Genomic DNA, 16,377 nt, shown 5'->3' with positions numbered 1-16,377 from the left:
GAGAGGGTGTTGCTTACCGGAGCGACAAAATCCAGAACACCACTTGGCGGGCGTTACTTTCACTGATGGCCACAGCGTTGGGTGGCATGGCAATGCCAGCGGCTTTGTTTTTCCAATGGCTAGCGTATGGGTTGGAGCCTTCCAGAACAATGCGCGTCAGGAAGTCGGCCGCACCGGGCTTGTCGCGGTACTGGAGCGATACATCTTGCCAAGCCGGGCCAACCGGCAAGCCGGCATCTTTTGACTCTTGGTGTTTGATGCTGTGGCAAGTAAAACAACCTGCATTGGCGGCGATTTTTTTGGCAGCATCGTCTGCTGACGACTGGGCCAACGCGGCGGTGCTGGCAAACATGAGGGCACTGGCCAGAAGACAGATTTGAGTACGGCGTTTCATAGGATTTGTATAAAAAGTGAGCAAAAAATTTAATCAGCTTTGGCTTTACGCGTCATCACCCACATAGCCAGCGTCTTCAGTTCTTCACTGCTTAAGCTTGCGTGCGCAGGCATGGCCATGCGACCCCATTTGCCGCGTGAACCGTTTTTGATACTTTGAGAGATATTGACAATGGCATCGGGATCGCTTTTGTATTTGGCAACCACATCCTTGAAGGCCGGGCCCACAATCTTCTCGTCGACCGAATGGCACGACAAGCAACCGCTCGCCTGCACCAGTTCTTTCACGTCTTGACTGTCGTCTGCATAGGCGCTGCCAACACTCGCCATGACCCAAAGAAATGCGGAAAAAAATTGGTATTTCATAGTTGGACTTGTTCAAAAAACATCACAAGGCCCAACGCTGCTGCGCCGGGCCTTGCCTGTCATTTACTTAATCAGCTTGAACGTCCAGACGGAACCGCCTTGTTCCAGCAAGTTGACCTTCTTGGCAACTTCACCACCCCACAAAGGCACAGCACCGCCCCAACCCGACACGATGCTGATGTATTGCTCGCCGCCTTCTTTCCAGGTGATGGGAGGCGCCACAATGCCGGAGCCGGTCTGGAACTGCCACACCACCTTGCCCGTCTTGGCATCAGCTGCCTTCAGATAACCTTCTGGTGTGCCCCAAAAGACCAGATCGGCCGTGGTCATCACACCGCCCCACAGAGGCGCGGTGTTCTTGACTTCCCAAGCCACTTTGCCAGTTTTTGGATCAATGGCGCGCAAGGAACCGATGTGATCGTCAAACAGTGGTTTGATGGTGAAACCAGCACCTAGGTAAGCAGCACCCTTTTTGTAGCTGATGGGCTCGTTCCAGATGTCCATGCCCCATTCGTTGGTAGGCACGTAAAACAAGCCAGTCTTGGGGCTGTAGGCCATGGGCATCTGGTTTTTTCCACCCAAGAAGCCGGGGGCGGCAAAGGCTGTTTTGCCTTTTTTGCCATCCATGCCAGGTGCAGTCGGGTCGCCAGGACGGTTTTCGTCGATATAGTTGGGGCGACCTGTCTTCAAGTCGATGCTGCTGGCCCACGTGGTCTTTTTAACAAATGGGAAGGCGTTCACCAGCTTACCGGTGGCGGCGTCGTTCACATAGAAAAAGCCATTGCGGTCAGCCTTGGCACCCATGCGCTTGCCATCCATGTCAAAGGTGATGAATTCGTTGACACCGTCGTAGTCCCAACCGTCGTTGGGGGTGCTTTGGTAGTGCCAGACGATCTTGCCAGTCTTGACATCAATGGCGATGGTGGATGCAGAATAAAGATTGTCACCCTTGCGCACGTGGCTGTTCCAGGGGCCGGGGTTGCCGGTGCCAAAGTAGGCCAAGCCAGTTTTGGCATCGTAGGTGCCACCCAACCAAGGGGTAGCACCGCCGGTTTTCCAGGTTTCACCAGGCCAGGTGGCGTTGGTGGTACCGGTGATGCCGTTGTCTTTGCCGTTCAACGTGCCCATGTGGCCTTCAACGGTAGGGCGACTCCAAACTATTTTGCCGGTCTTGGGGTCACGCGCTTCGACGCGGCCCACCACACCAAATTCACCGCCAGACAAACCGGTGATCAACAGACCTTCAGCAATCAAAGGGGCAGCGGAGTAGCTGTAGCCTGCGCTGTAGTCGTCAATTTTTTCACGCCAGACAACTTTGCCTGTGTTTTGATCCAAGGCCACCAGTTGGGCATCCAGGGTGCCGAAAATCACCAGGTTGTCATACAAAGCAGCGCCGCGGTTGATTACATCGCAGCAAGGCATGATGCCTTCTGGCAAACGGTGCTCGTACTTCCAGAGTTTTTGGCCGGTCTTGGTATCCAACGCAAAAATGCGTGAATACGATGCGGTCACAAACATCTTGCCGTTATGCACCAGGGGCTGAGATTCCTGACCGCGCTGTTTTTCACCCCCAAAAGACATAGACCACACGGGCACCAGACGGCCAATGGTTTTGGCGTTCACGTCTGACAAAGTGGAGTGGCGTTGACCTTGTGTGCCCATGCCCCAGCTGAGCACATCTTCTGGCGTATTGGCATCGTTGGCAATCATGGCGTCAGTCACTTGAGCGCCGGCCTGGGCACAGGCTGCCATGACCAAAATACTGAGTAATTTTCGTTTCACTTCGTTGTCTCCTGCTGATGGGGTAAGAATAATTACTGATCCGGAGCAGCATGCCCGGGTAACTGTGGACCAAGTAAATCTTGGTATCCACCAACCCCATGCGCAACTTCTGTGCCAATAAAATTTGGTCGTTTGCGCAGTAGCTCCCCCTGTCGCCGGTCACTTTTACCATCAAGTGTTCATGGATAAGCGACTCACGATGTGACAGTGTTCAAAATTGAATCACTCAGCCCAGCCCAATGTCACACCTCACGCCGCCCCGCGTTGCTTGATCCATCCTCGTTGCGGGTCGTAGCCCCACCAGGCAAGACAAAAGAAGACCACGGCGCCCACCACCACCACCGTCCAGGACAGCAGGTTGATCTGGCCATACATGGCAAAGCGAATCGTTTCAACCACGTGCGTGAACGGGTTCCACTGCGCAAGAATCAATAACCACCAAGCGCCCGACTCGTCAAGCTTCCATAACGGGTACAGCGCCGGGCTGATGAAAAACATCGGAAAAATCACAAAATTCATGGTGCCGGCAAAGTTTTCCAGCTGCTTGATGTAGACCGACAGCATCAACCCCAACGCCGCAAGCAGCGTGGCACCACACACCATGGCCAACAACATCAGGGGGAAATGCGCCCAACTGAATTCGATGCCAAACGCCAGCGAGATCAACAAAAACACCAGCATTTGCAACAAAGACAAACTGGTGCCGCCCATCAGCTTAAAAGCCAGCAACCAGCCGCGTGGCAACGGTGCCGTCAACAGCAGCCGCATGACACCCATCTCACGGTCATACACCATGGAGAGCGAGCTTTGCATGCCATTGAACAACGCCACCATGCCGAGCAAACCAGGCACCATGTAAACCGAGTATTCCACATACGTTTCATACGGCGGCATGATCGAGACACCAAAAACATTGTGAAAACCCGCAGAAAACACCACAAACCACAGCAAGGGCCGCACCAGCGCTGAGGCCAGGCGCGAAGGCTGGCGCAAAAATTTGTTGATCTCGCGCCCCACCACGGCCCGCATCGCGCGCAGCAGGTGCATGAAGAAAGAGGGGGCTACGAACGCTGTTGACACTTGGATTCCTTCTGGTCCGTACCCAGCGTGTCCATCACTTCGGTCGGATGCAAAATGCCATCGAGCGGCGCGATGCCGACCACGCCATCACCATGGCCCAGCATGATGGGCTGGCGCAATTGCCCATCCCAGGCACGAAACGTCAAGCCCGGCCCTTTGTTGCCATCCACCACCACATCACCCGCGCGCAGTTGTTTAAGCTGTTTGGCCACGTCCGCTTTGGGGTCTACCGCCACCACTGCGGCAATGGCCTTGACCGCTATCCATGCGGCCCAGTCCTGGCTCTGCATGGGGCGCTTGGCCAGCTTTTGAAAACGCCGCGATATTTGCGGCCCACCATTGCGATCCCACTGCGGGTGCCAGGCCATCGCCATCAGGCCATTGCTGCCCATTACCGGGCGCGGCCATTGGGTGGCATAGGGCAAAATCCGGGCAAATTCACCCTGGCTGTCCATCACCGCCACCACCTCGTGGTCACGCTCGTTGGTCAGCAACCGGGTATTGAACAGGTCACGTTCACGCGGATCACCCGAGAGTTTGAACGGCTTGGTTTGCAAAATTTTGAGGCCATAACGCTTGGCCGACAACACCATCGCCGCCGCCTGCAACTGGTCTTCCAGGAGCGGCCCTTGCAGCAACAGCAACTTGCGCCAGTTGCGTGCCGCCAGGTACTGGGCCAGCGCATCGGTGTACATCTGCCGGCTCGGGTAGGTGTGCAGCAAAGCCGCTGAACACGCCTCGTTGCGCAAGGCATCGCCGTCGGCGCTGACGTTCAAAATCATTGCACCACCCAAGACAGCCGGGGCAATCTTGACCAGCGCGGCCAACACCTCTGGCGGCAAATCGGCCACAATGTGCTGCACGCGGGCGGCTTTGAGCTCAGCCAACACCTTGGGCAAGGCCTGTGCATCTGCCAGAGGCACCTCTTTGAGTTTCAACGCCACACCCAATTCTTGCAACTCCAGCGCAGTATCTTCCGCCGCCATGCGCGCGGCATCCCCCACGCGACCAGCCGGGTGGTCGGGGAAAGCACGTTCAAGTTGCTTGGGCGTGTAGCGCACGTCGCTGGCCAGCGACAGCACCGCCACGGTCACGTTTTGCAAAGGTGCGGCAGTCGCCAAGCCACAGGCAAACGCCAAGCCGCAAGCCAGGCCAACACCCAGTGCGCCCTTGAGCCCATACCGCAAAGGGCCAGCTGTTGCCCGACCAGCAGCGGCGCGCATCAAGGCTGCACCAGCACGCTGTGCGGCACGCGACCTACCGCCACCGTGCGAATGGCCTTGCCTGCAACGGCATCGATCAGCGTCATGTCGTCTGACATGCCATTGGCGACATACAAGGTTTTGCCATCGGGATGCAGGGTCAGACCCCAGGCGCGCTTGCCCACCAACACGGTGTTGCGCACCTCACGCGTGACCAAATCGACCTCCGCCACGTGGTTGGCTTTGCCCAAGCCCACCCATACCGACTTGCCGTCGGCACTCAGGGTCATGCCCACCGGCGTGATGTCATTGGCACGAATACCCTTGAGGGTGAACTTGATGGTGTGTTTAACCGTTTGGTCCGCTGTGCTGATGATGCTGACACTGGCACTGAGCTCGTTGCTGACCCAAAGCTCTTTGCCATCGGCCGCCAGCACGAAGCGGCGGGGCCGAGTGCCGGTGCGAATGTTCTTGACGATCTTTTTGGTGGTCAGGTCAATGTAGTGAACCACGTTGGCTTCCTCGGACGTCACATAGGCGTGCTTGCCATCTGGCATGACCAAAATACCCTCGGGCTGGCCGCCCACCTTGACCTCAAACAGCTTTTTTTTGGACTGCAGGTCATACGCACCCATGACGCTGTCGTCTTCAATGGTGGCGTAAACGGTTTTACCGTCGGCACTGAAGTCGAACAGTTCCGGGCTGTCACCCAGCGGCACGGAGCTGGTCATCTTGCCGCTGGCGGCATCAATCAGGCCCAGCTCATTACTGTCGCCGCAACACACATAAATCACGCTGTGGTCTTTGTTGAAGGTCAACTGGCGTGGGCGCTTGCACACGTCAATCGTCGACAGGCGTTGGCCCTGGGTGTCAAACACATACACCTTGTTGTCTTTTTCGCTTGATACGTAAAGGCGGTTGGCGGGCACGGCCTGCGCCATGGCCCAACTGGCGGTGGCGGCCAAGACCCAAAGCGCCAGGGCTTTGCGAACAACTTGTGGTGCCGCCAAACGCACGGGCTGCGTGACGGTTTTCAGGGTTTTAAACATGTTGCCTCTTTTTATGAATGATGCGTTTTGAATTAGATGAAAGGAACGGCTTGAACACCTGAGCAAAAATCAAGCCAAATAAAAAGGTGGTAGCCGCGCTTTGCCTCTGCTCTGTACTGCGGCACACAATTTGCATTCAAACACAGCATTCAAGTCTTTTACCTTCAAAGTGTCTCATAAACTGCCAGTCAAGCCACCCATTCCGCCCTTGTCATTACCCACCCTGCGCTTACCCAAACTTAGACACTCCAATGCCGCCATCCATGCTGATCGTTCAAGACCTGGCCAAGTCCTATGGCACCAAGCCTGCACTCAAAGGCGTGAGCTTTGCCATCAAGGCCGGTGAAATGGTGGCCTTGCTTGGGCCCAACGGCGCGGGCAAATCCACGCTGCTGCAATTGCTGACAGGCTTGTTTAGCCCCGACCGGGGCAGCATCCAGATTTTTGGCCAAGACCTGAACGCCCACCCCAGCCAGGCCCTCGCCGGCATTGGGGTTGTGTTTCAGCAAAGCGCGCTTGACCTGGATTTGTCGGTCAACGCCAATTTGTTATTTCACACTGACCTGCATGGCCTGCCGCGACAGGTGGCCAGGCAGCGCATTGCGCAAGCGCTAGCGGCCATGGGCTTGCAGGGTCAGGCCAAAGACGTGGTGCGCAGCTTGTCTGGCGGCACCCGGCGCAAAGTTGAACTGGTGCGCGCCCTGTTGCACCAACCGCGCGTGCTCTTGATGGACGAGGCCACGGTGGGCCTTGACCCCGAATCACGCGCCACCATGCTGGATGCCGTGCGGCAGTTGGCCACGCAGCAGCAGGTGGGTGTGTTGTGGGCAACACATTTGATTGAAGAAATCAAGGTCACCGACCGGGTTTTATTTTTGCAGCAAGGCTTGATTCGTTTTGATGGCGCACCTGCCGATTACCTGACGCAGTTCAAAGGTCTGGTCAGAACGGAAGAATAGAACACTTGAAGCCAGGCACCAGGTTCATTAAAAACATCTCATGACCGATACAGACAAGTACATGTTGAACATACTGAAACAACTCATATTTATATTACTCAGCCTGTCCAGCGCTGCCTTTGCCGCAACACCCACACAAATTCGCGTGGGTGTTTTGGGGTTTGGTACGGTCAACTGGGAGCTTGAGGTGATGCTCCGCCATGAGTTTGCAAAAAAACGGGGGGTTGACTTGGTGGTGGTGCCACTGGCCTCGGGCGATGCCTCCACCATCGCGCTGCAAGGCGGCTCGGTGGACGTGATCGTGTCAGACTGGCTTTGGGTGTCACGACAACGTGCCGATGCCAACCTATTCAGCTTTGTCACCTACTCCAACGCGGTGGGCTCGATCATTGTCGACAAAGACAGCCCGATCAAAACCCTGGCCGACTTGAAGGGTAAAAAAATCGGCGTGTCAGGCGGGCCCAGCGACAAAATCTGGCTGATGCTGCGAGCCCACAGCCAGCGCAATCTGGGGGCCGATCTGGCCAACACCGCCCTGCCCACGTTTGGCGCGCCACCTTTGTTAAACGAACTGATGCAGCGCCATCAGCTCGATGCCGTGCTCAACACCTGGGCCTACACCGCACGTCTGGAAGCCAAAGGCATGCAGCGCCTGATTGAATTGCCCGACATCCTGGCCGGACTGGGTGTCAAAGGCGCCATTCCACTGATTGGCTGGGTCTTTCGCGAAGATTGGGCGGCGAAAAACAAGGATGCATTGAATGCATTTTTTAGCGCATCAAACGAGGCCAAGCAGCTCATGCTGACCTCTGACGACGAATGGCTCAAGCTAAAACCCAAGATGAAAGCCGAGAACGATGCCATTTTTGTCAGCCTGCGCGACAAATTCCGGGTCGGTATTCCCCAATGCGGCCCCAACCCCATGGCCGACATCACACTCACCTACAAAGTGCTGGCTGACATTGGCGGCGAAAAACTGGTCGGCAAGGCCACACAGTTGTCCAAAGACACCTTTTGGCCCGGCTACCAAGCGCTATGCAGCAGACCCTAAAACAGACCCCCGCATGGCTTTCCGGCAGTGGCATCAGGCTGCTGCCTTTGCTGCTGGCCTTGATTTTGTGGCAACTGTTGGGCGGTCAGGTTGACAACAAGCTGCTGCCGCAGCCGAGCACCATCCTGCACCTCTTATGGAAGGAAACCTCTGAGGGCGACTTGCTGTTTCACCTAGGCATGACCTTAAAGCGTGTGGGCATCAGCTTCATGGCTGCCATGGTGTTGGGCACGATCCTGGGTATCTTGATGGGCATGTTCAAGGCCATTGACCAGGTCCTTGACACATTTTTGATCATCGGCCTGAATATTCCAGCCCTGGTGATCATTGTCATTTGTTATATCTGGTTTGGCTTGACAGAATATGCCGCCATCATCGCCGTCACCATTAACAAAATACCCATGGTGGCGGTCAGTTTGCGGGAAGGCGCGCGGGCACTCGACAAAAGTTTGTTTCAAGTGGCTCAGGTGTACCAGCTGTCGAAATATGACATCGCCACAAAAATGGTATTTCCGCAGTTGTTGCCCTATATCTTTGGTGCCACCCGCAATGGTTTGGCCATTATTTGGAAGATTGTTTTGGTGGTTGAATTACTGGGCTGCAGCAATGGGGTGGGTTTTCAGATTGGCGGGTACTTTCACTTCTTTGATATTTCAGGGGTGCTGACATACACCTTGGCATTCATGTTGGTGGTGTTTTCGATTGAGGTGCTGGCGCTGCGCCCACTCGAAAAACATTTGTTGCGGTGGCGGTTATGAGTTTTCTGTCCGTTGATATTCATCAGAAGATTTATGCAAATGGCTGTCTGGCCATTGAAAATCTCAAATTCTCATGCCGAAAAGGCGAATTCATCGCCGTTGTGGGCCCCTCAGGTGCGGGCAAATCCACGCTGTTGAATATCGTGTCTGGCCTGGACCCTGATTATTCTGGTGCGGTGACATTTGCCGGGCGAGCTTTCAACCCATCGGCCGTGCGGCTTGGCTTTTTGTTTCAGGAATGCCGACTTTTGCCCTGGCTGACCGTGTACCAAAACCTGCAGTTGATCATCAAAAACGCGCCTGCAGCGGTGCAAACCAAGCCGCTTGACACCTGGCTGCAATGTGTGGGCCTGCAAGGCTGCGGCGACCTGTTTCCGGGACAACTCTCGGGCGGCATGCAGCGGCGCGTGGCCTTGCTGCGCGCCTTCATCGTGGCACCTGATGTACTGCTGATGGACGAGCCATTTCAGTCACTCGATGCCCCCACCGCCGCGCAGCTGCGGCGGCTGTTGCACGAGCTATGGCAACACAGCGCTCCCACGGTGCTGTTTGTCACCCACAACCTGCGCGAAGCCATCAGTGTGGCGAGCCGCATTCTGTTTTTGTCGGCGCGGCCGTCGCAGGTGATTTTGGAGCTGCCGCTGGCGCCATCGCCAGAGCGCGTGGGGGCCGTCGACATCGAAAGCGACTGGGTGACCCAGACGCACCAGCAAATTCTTGAGCGTTACCCCAATGTACTGGCAGGACTGCATCTGGATTGACTTTTATATAAGAAATTGGCCTTTAGCCCTTGTGAAACTTGCGTGAATAGCTATTTATTAAGTAGCATCTTGCAAGCTGCTGACAGATCGACTCCTGAAGCAATTTTTAAATGCAAAATTGGCTTATAGCCCTTATGAAACAAGCGTAAGTAGCTATCTAATAAATAGCATCCAACAGAACCACGTCAGACATCCAGCCCCGGTGAGGCGCGCCACCGTCCGGCCTTGTCCACCACCAGCACCTCCACCGCCCAAGCCTTGGCCAACACCATGGCCTGGTCCATGCCTGCGACAAACATCACTTTGGTCAGTGCATCGGCCAGCGCGCAGCTGTCAGCCGCCACCGTGACGCTGGCCACATCACCGGGTGAGTAACCGGTGTGCGGGTTGAAGATGTGGTGGTGCTTGAAATCAGCGCTGAAAAACGTCTGGCTGTCGGCCGAGGTCGCCACACTTTTGCCGTGCAAGGCGATGTTTTTCATCAGCTTTTGCGCATCTCGCGGGTCGGCAATGCCCAGCCGCCAGTCGCCTGCCGTTTGTGATTGACCTAAGGCGGCCCACTCGCCGGTGTTGATCAAGGCGTGTGCGATGCCCATGCGCCGCCAGTGCGTTTGCACCAGGTCGGCGGCGAAACCCTGGGCAATACCGTTGAGCGTGATGGCCATGTCGGGTCGGGTGAAACTGATGCGCGCCGGGTCAAGCGTCACGTGCTGCCAACCCGTGTGCTGGCGGGCCTGCGCCACCGCCTCTGCCGTGGGCAAACGCCCCAAGGCTTGTGCCTCAGCAAAAACCGTCCACAACGGCTGCACCGTGACATCAAAGGCACCCTGGCTTTTTTCAGACACCGCTTGGGCCAGTTGCAACACCTTGAGCAAGTCGGGGTGTGGCTGCGCCAGAAACCCCTGGGCGTTAAGCTGGCTCAAGGCACTTTTGGGGTTGAACAGGCTCATTTGCGCTTCGACATGGTGAATGTCTGCCACGGCCACGTCCAGCGCGGACTGCGCCATGGCCGGATCGGTGTGCGCCACCGTCAACGACAAGGTGGTACCAAAGCCGAGCAAGGGGCGTTGTTGCCACACCAGTGGCCCCAGCGGTTTGTGCAGGCCACTTTGCGCAGTGACCGCACCGCCCTGCGCCGCCAGGGTCGCCCCCAGCCCCAAAGAGGCTTGTAAAAATGTGCGTCTTTTCATCAGCATCCTTCAAAAACTAAGTGCATCAAGCCGGGTCCACGTGAAAGGGAGCCGTCATCGCCAGTGCGGCGAAAGTCGTCCAGTTAACGCACCGGCTCGGCGTGGATCGGAATCACCCGGCTTTTGCTTTCCAGAATACGAGGCACGCACAGCTCGGGGCTTTGCTCAATGGCCACGCAGTCCAGGCACTGAAAACACTCCACGTAATCAATCTCACCGGTTTTTTTGATGGCTTGATAGCGGCAATCGTTGCTGCAACGCTGGCACGGCTGGCCGCATTCGGAGCGGCGGGGCAACCAGTTTTGCAAGCGCAGCCGCCCCAAAATTGCCATGCCAGCCCCCAAAGGACACAGGTAGCGGCAAAAGCCCTTGTACACCACCATATTGAGCAACAACAACACAGCAGCCCACACCACAAAAGGCCAAGAGCGCACGAACATCAGGGTGATGCTGGTCTTGAAAGGCTCCACTTCTACCAAACGGTCGGTCCACTGCACAGACACCAAAGCGGCGATACAAATCACGGTCAGCACCAGGTACTTGATAAATTTAAGCGTTCTGTCCAAGGCCAGGGAAATTTTGAGCTGGGGAATTTTCAAAAACCGGGCCGCGTTACCCAAAAATTCCTGTAAGGCACCAAACGGACATAACCAGCCACAAAATACGCCACGCCCCCAAACAAAAAACGTCACCGCAATGTAGGCCCACAAAATAATCGTCATGGGGTCATACAGAAAGAAACTCAGGCTGCGCTTTTCAACCAACGCACGAATCACACCGGTGATATTGACAATCGACAACTGCCCCTGCGCATACCAGCCAATAAAAAATAAGGTGAAGAGTAAAAACCCGGTTCTGAACAGATTCAACCGCTTGACCGTTCTGGTTAACCACGACTGCTTCATCAAGGCCCAGGACAAAAGCCCCAGGCTGACCAGAAGAAGGCTTAACTCACCCGTTCTGTCAGACCAAATCGAGTGCCAGGTTTTGTTGTCTGAACTGGCCGCCACATAATAGTCATCGGGCAATTGCGTCACCACCGACAAATCTTTGCCCACCCGCTCGCCATACATCGCGCCCTTGGTGCGAATCACCCGCAGCTTGAATTCAAGCGGCTGTGACGGGTCCAGCCCCGCAGGGCCAATCACCCTGAAAATTTTCCACTCGGCATCTTTCAATGCCTCTGGCACCTTCAGGGGTTCATTCAGGTCAATGTCCAGGTCTCTAATCTCCAGCGGCAAGCTGCCCTGCTGCACGGTGATTCGGGTCGGCACGGCACCGCGGGTGAACTCATCGCCCAGCATCGAATAGCGACCTTTGGACATCACCAGCAAAGCACTGTCACCGGGTTCCAGACGGCCTTGCAGGTAGTCCCAATCTTTGGTTGAGAGCAGGTTTCGCCCCACCGAGGGCACATGCAAATAGGCCACCACCATTTCTTCAAAATCAGCACCCGGCGCAGCCAGCACCTCAGCGTCTACGCCCTCCACCGCGGTGCCAGCAAAGGCGGCTTCAACCTCCTGGTTGCTGAAGACTTTTCGGGTGACCAGCTCGTCTTTGAGCAGTGATGCCCAATTCATCGCCTTGAACAAGTCAGGCTTGATGCGGGCAATCAAATCAGGGTCGCGGCCCTGGGCATAGCCCATCTTGGCGCGGGCAACCTTCAAGGAAGCCGACAGCAGGCTTTGGTTCAGAATGCGCACCGACGCGGTGGCTTTGGCAACCCCGTGGATGTAAACATTGGCGTTGCCGCCGTTGTTTTTTTCAGCGCCAATTTTGATGTTTTGCTTGAGCGACAAGCCTTTGTATTGGTCTACAAAACGCAGCATGGGCTCTTCGCCCAGGCCCTCGACAAACACCGGTTCGTGTTGTGACAACACCTTGACATCCATGAACTCACCCTTGGCATCCAGCGCAATCAGCAAATTGAATGATGTGCCGGAAAAGCCGGGAATGGGTGCCAGGTCGATAGACTCAAACACGTAGCCAATCAGGGGGGTGGCGGTGGCATCTTGCTTGAAGATCGGCCAAACCGGGATGTCAGCATCTTTGTCACCCACAATAATCGGCGACGGAAACGCTTGGCGCATGCTCTCTTTGGTCATGACCCCGGCCTGCGCGGGCACGGCCAGCGCCCAGCCAAGCGCCATCAGAAACAGCGCCAACAACAAGCGCTGCAACCGGCGCTGGATCAACGGCAGGCCGCGTTCAAACACACGCACCATGGCAACGACCCCTTCGGTTACCCGTCAAATCACAACGGCATGACAAAACGCACGCCCAGCGTCCAGTTTCTTCCCGGTGCCGGCTCATAAAACTGCGAGCCCGCCTGGTTCACGATGACCGAACCCACGTAACGCTCATCCGCCAGATTGTCGATGCGGGCATAGGTGGTCAGGCGCCCAGCACCCAGCGCCCAGACGTGGCTGGCCTTCAGGTTCAAGGTGGTGTAGCCATCGGCAGAGGCGGTGTTGATGTCATTGGCATACAAACGCCCGGCTTGTGTCAATTCAAGGCCGGCCTGGCTGCCTGTTGCCATCGCTTTTTGGCCCGGTGCCGCGGGCTGCTGCGTCCATAACAACTCAGAGAACAGAAAACTCTGCGGAATTCCTGGCAACTTGTTGCCTGCCGCCACCGCGGTGGTGCCGCTCATGAAGGCCTGCGAATACTCGGCCTCCATTTGTGAGGCCGACAGCGTGGCACGCAGGTGCGGGCTGAACTGCGCGCTGCCCGACAGCTCCCAGCCGGTGCGCGTGGTGCCCGGAGCATTTCGAAAGGTGGAGTTGCCACCGCTGCTGCTGGCCACCACAATTTCATCGGTGGTGTTGATTTTGAAGGCGGTGAAGTCCACACGCGCCTGCGCACTGGGTGCCCACTTGGCACCGACCTCAAAATGCTGGCTGTTGGAGGCCTGGATGCTGGTGTTGAAACCCGGCACACCAGCACCGTTGTAAGCCACTTCGTTAAGGGTCGGTGTCTCAAAGCCTTTGCCATAGGTGGCAAATACATTCAAGGCATCGGTGGCGTGATAGGTCACGCCCAGCACCGGGCTAGTGTTCTGGTAAGTGGTGGCGCCAGAGCCGTCGCCGTTGCTCAAATAATGGTCTTCACTTTTGAATTTGACCGAGCTATAGCGCAAACCCGCCACCACAGACAGCTTCTCAGACACCAGCGCTGTGCCCTGCATGAACACATCGCTGTTGCTGGCGGTGTTGTCTTCGTTGCGGTTGGTGGTGGTTTTTTCTCCCAACGCAGCTACCCCGGCTTGGCGTGTCTCATTGGATTCGTCATAGTCATAACCAAGCGCCCACTTGATGGGCGTGCTGCCCAGTTGGCTTTGCGCGTTGTACTGCAAACCCACACCGTAATAGGTGCGGTCCAGCCCGACCCAAGCCCCGGTGGGCGGTGGCAGTGTGGGGACAAAAATACCTGCCTGGTATTGCAGGTTTTCACGCGTGCCGGTATAGGCCCGTGTGGTGATGGAGCGGTCGTTGCCAAGTTCGGTCAACATCGACGCACCCAACTGGTTTTGCAGCACAATTTTGCGGATACCTCTTGCAATGGCGTTGGTGCCAGCCTGGGTGGGGTCGGCTGCCAGCTGTGCGGCAGTCAGCCCCAGCGGATCTTGGGCCAGCGGCATGTCAAAACGGTTAAACACCACGTTCACGTGAGTTTTCTCGAAGGGGTCAAAGCTGAGTTTGCCGTTGAACTGCTTGCGCTCGGTTTTGCTGTTGTTACGAAAACCATCGATGTCAAACGTACTGTAGTCGGCCACCAAACCGTATTGGCCTAGGCGCCCGGCGTACTGCCAGTCGGTGCGGCGCAGGCCAAATGAACCGGTGTAGGCGGCGGCGGCAAATTCGGGGGTGGCGGGCGCGTCGCGGGTGAAGGCCTGAATCACACCGCCTGACGAGTTGCCATACATCTGCGCCAGCGGGCCACGCAGCACTTCAATGCGGTCAGTGGAGGTCAAGCTGATGCTGGAGCCTTGGCCTTGCCCATCTGGCGTGGTGGCTGGAATGCCATCCACCAGCAAACGAATGCCACGAATGCCAAAGGCTGAGCGCGCGCCAAAGCCGCGAATCGACACCTGTAGGTCTTGCGCGTAGTTTTGACGGCTCAAAATGGTCAGACCCGGCACTCGATTGAGCGATTCGGACAAATTGACTTGTGGCCCAGCACTCTCAATGGTGGCACGGTCAATGGACTGCACGGCGGCGGGCGCATCAAAACTGCGCTGTTCGGCGCGCGAGGCCGACACCACCACTTCACTCAAAGTCTGAGCGGCCACCGGGGCGTGCAGCGCTGATGTGGCGACCAGTGCCAGGCTTGTTCTGATCAATGACGGGACACATGCCTTTTGACGTTTCATTTGCTTCATGGTGAATCTTGTCTGCTCGTATTTATGGGGCTTAAAACAATCGAAGGTGACATACCTGCGTTTGATAGCACGCCTAATTTGCAATATCCGTACCACGGCTCAAAGCCCGTCGCAACCGGGTTTTTAGGCGGAAAACCGGCCGGTACTCGCTTCAAACCGAGGACACCAAGCGTTAACCCGTGCACCCTTGATGGTGTGTGTGACGCGTGTGCTTTCCGAACTGTTCACATTTGGCACACCACCCACCGAAGATGTAACAGTCCTGGCGTTTATTCAACCTCACAGGCCTTACAACGAGATGCTGCTGGCGCGCACACATTTATTGCTTGGAACAAGCAGTTTTATCCATCGGGGAACTTCATGAAAACCACGCGACCCTTTCCCATGCGCCCACTGGCACTGCTGCTGGCCTTGTCTGCCGTAACACCGACGCAGGTTTTTGCATGGATCCCAAGCGGTGTCCAAACCGTCACCGCACACACGCAAGACAAACAAGCGATTGTCATTGGCACGGTTGACTTCAGGCCGCAGGCAGATAGCACAAGCATCTTCGTCTTCACCATGAACCATGCGAACTTCACCGACTATTTTTGTCCATGAAGGAATTCAAATGCCTGGGCAGCCCGGTCGAGGTGACCTGCCACGTACCCTACCCCTACCAACACCCCGGAAAAGTCAGCTCCATTGGATTGAGTCGATATCCGTCCAATAGAAGGATTCCAATTCTTAGTCTTTCCATGGTCAAGAAGTTTTTGGGCACCAGCGAGAACGCGGTGAAGACGCAAATTTGGTGTGCCATCGCCACCTACGTTTTGATCGCCATTGTCAAAAAGGAGTTGCAACTGAAATCCGCCCTCTACATCTGCGCCCGTCAAATAGGGTCACAAAATAACCCCGACCTCTTGAAACTATGCAAAACGGCCTTATCATTAGCACTCGCTAGGGTTGAGTGCTAACAATACATGTCTGGCACCACCCTGAAAGTTACAAGACCATAGAGCACTTGTTCTGGAGTCTGTTTTTTTAACCCCTGTTTCAAAATTTATAGGAGTCACTATGAAACTTCGTCCCCTGCATGACCGCGTGATTGTCAAACGCGTTGAAAACGAAACCCGTACTGCCTCTGGCATCGTCATTCCTGACAGCGCCGCTGAAAAACCCGATCAAGGTGAAGTCTTGGCTGTTGGCCCTGGCAAGAAAAACGACAAAGGCGAACTCGGTGCCATGAGCGTCAAAGTCGGCGACCGCGTGCTGTTCGGCAAATACAGCGGCCAAACCGTCAAGGTGGATGGCGATGAATTGTTGGTCATGAAAGAAGACGACCTGTTCGCGGTTGTTGAGAAGTAATCAAACAACTATCAATTAAATAGCTGCTTGCGCTTATTTAATAAGCACTAGCGGTTCA

At 56.0% G+C, this 16,377-nt stretch carries 15 protein-coding genes and 1 pseudogene; 7 read left to right on the top strand and 9 right to left on the bottom strand.

From position 1 onward, the window contains the following. Positions 1 to 13: 13 nt before the first annotated feature. The 6 genes from LDN84_RS05395 to LDN84_RS05370 all read right to left on the bottom strand — a co-directional run bounded on the left by LDN84_RS05395 (position 14) and on the right by LDN84_RS05370 (position 5,872). Positions 14 to 394: a c-type cytochrome gene (locus tag LDN84_RS05395; RefSeq protein WP_223909512.1), complete on the bottom strand. Its 381-nt coding sequence runs from the start codon at positions 392 to 394 to the stop codon at positions 14 to 16. A gap of 29 nt (positions 395 to 423) precedes the next feature. After that, the gene (locus LDN84_RS05390) at positions 424 to 759 is read right to left on the bottom strand and encodes a c-type cytochrome (protein WP_223909511.1); all 336 of its coding nucleotides are present in this window, start codon (positions 757 to 759) and stop codon (positions 424 to 426) included. Between the two features lie 63 nt (positions 760 to 822). Beyond that, positions 823 to 2,511: a PQQ-dependent methanol/ethanol family dehydrogenase gene (locus LDN84_RS05385; protein ID WP_223912772.1), complete on the bottom strand. Its 1,689-nt coding sequence runs from the start codon at positions 2,509 to 2,511 to the stop codon at positions 823 to 825. Between the two features lie 279 nt (positions 2,512 to 2,790). Beyond that, entirely contained in the window at positions 2,791 to 3,588 is a 798-nt protein-coding gene (gene pedC / locus LDN84_RS05380) for a lanthanide ABC transporter permease protein PedC (protein WP_223909510.1), read from the bottom strand. Between the two features lie 14 nt (positions 3,589 to 3,602). Then, positions 3,603 to 4,844, bottom strand: coding sequence for a lanthanide ABC transporter ABC transporter substrate-binding protein PedA1 (pedA1, locus tag LDN84_RS05375; protein ID WP_223909507.1), 1,242 nt, complete (start codon positions 4,842 to 4,844; stop codon positions 3,603 to 3,605). Next, positions 4,844 to 5,872 carry a PQQ-dependent catabolism-associated beta-propeller protein gene (locus LDN84_RS05370; RefSeq protein WP_223909505.1) on the bottom strand — a complete coding sequence of 343 codons (1,029 nt, stop codon included), beginning with the start codon at positions 5,870 to 5,872 and terminating at the stop codon, positions 4,844 to 4,846. The genes pedA1 and LDN84_RS05370 overlap by 1 nt, the downstream gene beginning before the upstream one ends. Before the next feature lie 263 nt (positions 5,873 to 6,135). Between LDN84_RS05370 and pedB the strand changes: the two genes are divergently transcribed. Genes pedB through LDN84_RS05350 form a run of 4 tightly spaced genes read left to right on the top strand, consistent with a single transcriptional unit; the run spans position 6,136 to position 9,401 of the window. Next, entirely contained in the window at positions 6,136 to 6,831 is a 696-nt protein-coding gene (pedB, locus tag LDN84_RS05365) for a lanthanide ABC transporter ATP-binding protein PedB/LutE (protein ID WP_223909502.1), read from the top strand. 40 nt (positions 6,832 to 6,871) lie between these two features. After that, positions 6,872 to 7,882, top strand: a complete 1,011-nt coding sequence (locus LDN84_RS05360) for an ABC transporter substrate-binding protein (protein WP_223909499.1) — start codon at positions 6,872 to 6,874, stop codon at positions 7,880 to 7,882. After that, on the top strand, positions 7,867 to 8,640 hold the full coding sequence (locus tag LDN84_RS05355; protein WP_223909496.1) for an ABC transporter permease: 774 nt from the start codon (positions 7,867 to 7,869) through the stop codon (positions 8,638 to 8,640). Before LDN84_RS05360 ends, LDN84_RS05355 begins: the two co-directional genes overlap by 16 nt. Next, positions 8,637 to 9,401: an ABC transporter ATP-binding protein gene (locus LDN84_RS05350; RefSeq protein ID WP_223909493.1), complete on the top strand. Its 765-nt coding sequence runs from the start codon at positions 8,637 to 8,639 to the stop codon at positions 9,399 to 9,401. Before LDN84_RS05355 ends, LDN84_RS05350 begins: the two co-directional genes overlap by 4 nt. Before the next feature lie 185 nt (positions 9,402 to 9,586). Here the strand turns inward: LDN84_RS05350 and LDN84_RS05345 are convergent, their stop codons facing one another. The 3 genes from LDN84_RS05345 to LDN84_RS05335 form a co-directional block, all read right to left on the bottom strand. After that, entirely contained in the window at positions 9,587 to 10,591 is a 1,005-nt protein-coding gene (locus LDN84_RS05345; protein ID WP_223909490.1) for an FAD:protein FMN transferase, read from the bottom strand. An 83-nt stretch (positions 10,592 to 10,674) separates the two neighbouring features. Further along, the gene (locus LDN84_RS05340; RefSeq protein WP_223909488.1) at positions 10,675 to 12,816 is read right to left on the bottom strand and encodes a 4Fe-4S binding protein; all 2,142 of its coding nucleotides are present in this window, start codon (positions 12,814 to 12,816) and stop codon (positions 10,675 to 10,677) included. 29 nt (positions 12,817 to 12,845) lie between these two features. After that, a complete protein-coding gene (locus LDN84_RS05335) occupies positions 12,846 to 14,972 on the bottom strand; it encodes a TonB-dependent receptor family protein (RefSeq protein WP_223909486.1) in 2,127 nt (708 codons plus the stop codon). 360 nt (positions 14,973 to 15,332) lie between these two features. Between LDN84_RS05335 and LDN84_RS05330 the strand changes: the two genes are divergently transcribed. From LDN84_RS05330 to LDN84_RS05320, 3 genes and pseudogenes are all read left to right on the top strand, one after another. Continuing rightward, a complete protein-coding gene (locus LDN84_RS05330) occupies positions 15,333 to 15,572 on the top strand; it encodes a hypothetical protein (protein ID WP_223909484.1) in 240 nt (79 codons plus the stop codon). A gap of 140 nt (positions 15,573 to 15,712) precedes the next feature. Continuing rightward, a pseudogene (locus LDN84_RS05325) lies at positions 15,713 to 15,832 on the top strand (IS4 family transposase); the annotation flags it as partial. Positions 15,833 to 16,028: 196 nt separating this feature from the next. Next, positions 16,029 to 16,319 (top strand): co-chaperone GroES, encoded by a 291-nt coding sequence (locus tag LDN84_RS05320; RefSeq protein WP_078364254.1) that lies wholly within the window; start codon positions 16,029 to 16,031, stop codon positions 16,317 to 16,319. Positions 16,320 to 16,377 lie beyond the last annotated feature (58 nt).

The sequence above is a fragment of the Rhodoferax lithotrophicus genome, from assembly GCF_019973615.1.
GTDB classification, from domain to species: domain Bacteria; phylum Pseudomonadota; class Gammaproteobacteria; order Burkholderiales; family Burkholderiaceae_C; genus Rhodoferax; species Rhodoferax lithotrophicus.
This window is presented reverse-complemented; position numbering and strand designations above follow the sequence as displayed.

Coding starts and splice junctions, on each gene's coding strand:
- LDN84_RS05395 (WP_223909512.1), bottom strand. CDS start 394: ATGAAACGCCGTACTCAAATCTGTCTTCTGGCCAGTGCCCTCATGTTT.
- LDN84_RS05390 (WP_223909511.1), bottom strand. CDS start 759: ATGAAATACCAATTTTTTTCCGCATTTCTTTGGGTCATGGCGAGTGTT.
- LDN84_RS05385 (WP_223912772.1), bottom strand. CDS start 2,511: ATGGCAGCCTGTGCCCAGGCCGGCGCTCAAGTGACTGACGCCATGATT.
- pedC (WP_223909510.1), bottom strand. CDS start 3,588: ATGCACCTGCTGCGCGCGATGCGGGCCGTGGTGGGGCGCGAGATCAAC.
- pedA1 (WP_223909507.1), bottom strand. CDS start 4,844: ATGCGCGCCGCTGCTGGTCGGGCAACAGCTGGCCCTTTGCGGTATGGG.
- LDN84_RS05370 (WP_223909505.1), bottom strand. CDS start 5,872: ATGTTTAAAACCCTGAAAACCGTCACGCAGCCCGTGCGTTTGGCGGCA.
- pedB (WP_223909502.1), top strand. CDS start 6,136: ATGCTGATCGTTCAAGACCTGGCCAAGTCCTATGGCACCAAGCCTGCA.
- LDN84_RS05360 (WP_223909499.1), top strand. CDS start 6,872: ATGACCGATACAGACAAGTACATGTTGAACATACTGAAACAACTCATA.
- LDN84_RS05355 (WP_223909496.1), top strand. CDS start 7,867: ATGCAGCAGACCCTAAAACAGACCCCCGCATGGCTTTCCGGCAGTGGC.
- LDN84_RS05350 (WP_223909493.1), top strand. CDS start 8,637: ATGAGTTTTCTGTCCGTTGATATTCATCAGAAGATTTATGCAAATGGC.
- LDN84_RS05345 (WP_223909490.1), bottom strand. CDS start 10,591: ATGAAAAGACGCACATTTTTACAAGCCTCTTTGGGGCTGGGGGCGACC.
- LDN84_RS05340 (WP_223909488.1), bottom strand. CDS start 12,816: ATGGTGCGTGTGTTTGAACGCGGCCTGCCGTTGATCCAGCGCCGGTTG.
- LDN84_RS05335 (WP_223909486.1), bottom strand. CDS start 14,972: ATGAAGCAAATGAAACGTCAAAAGGCATGTGTCCCGTCATTGATCAGA.
- LDN84_RS05330 (WP_223909484.1), top strand. CDS start 15,333: ATGAAAACCACGCGACCCTTTCCCATGCGCCCACTGGCACTGCTGCTG.
- LDN84_RS05320 (WP_078364254.1), top strand. CDS start 16,029: ATGAAACTTCGTCCCCTGCATGACCGCGTGATTGTCAAACGCGTTGAA.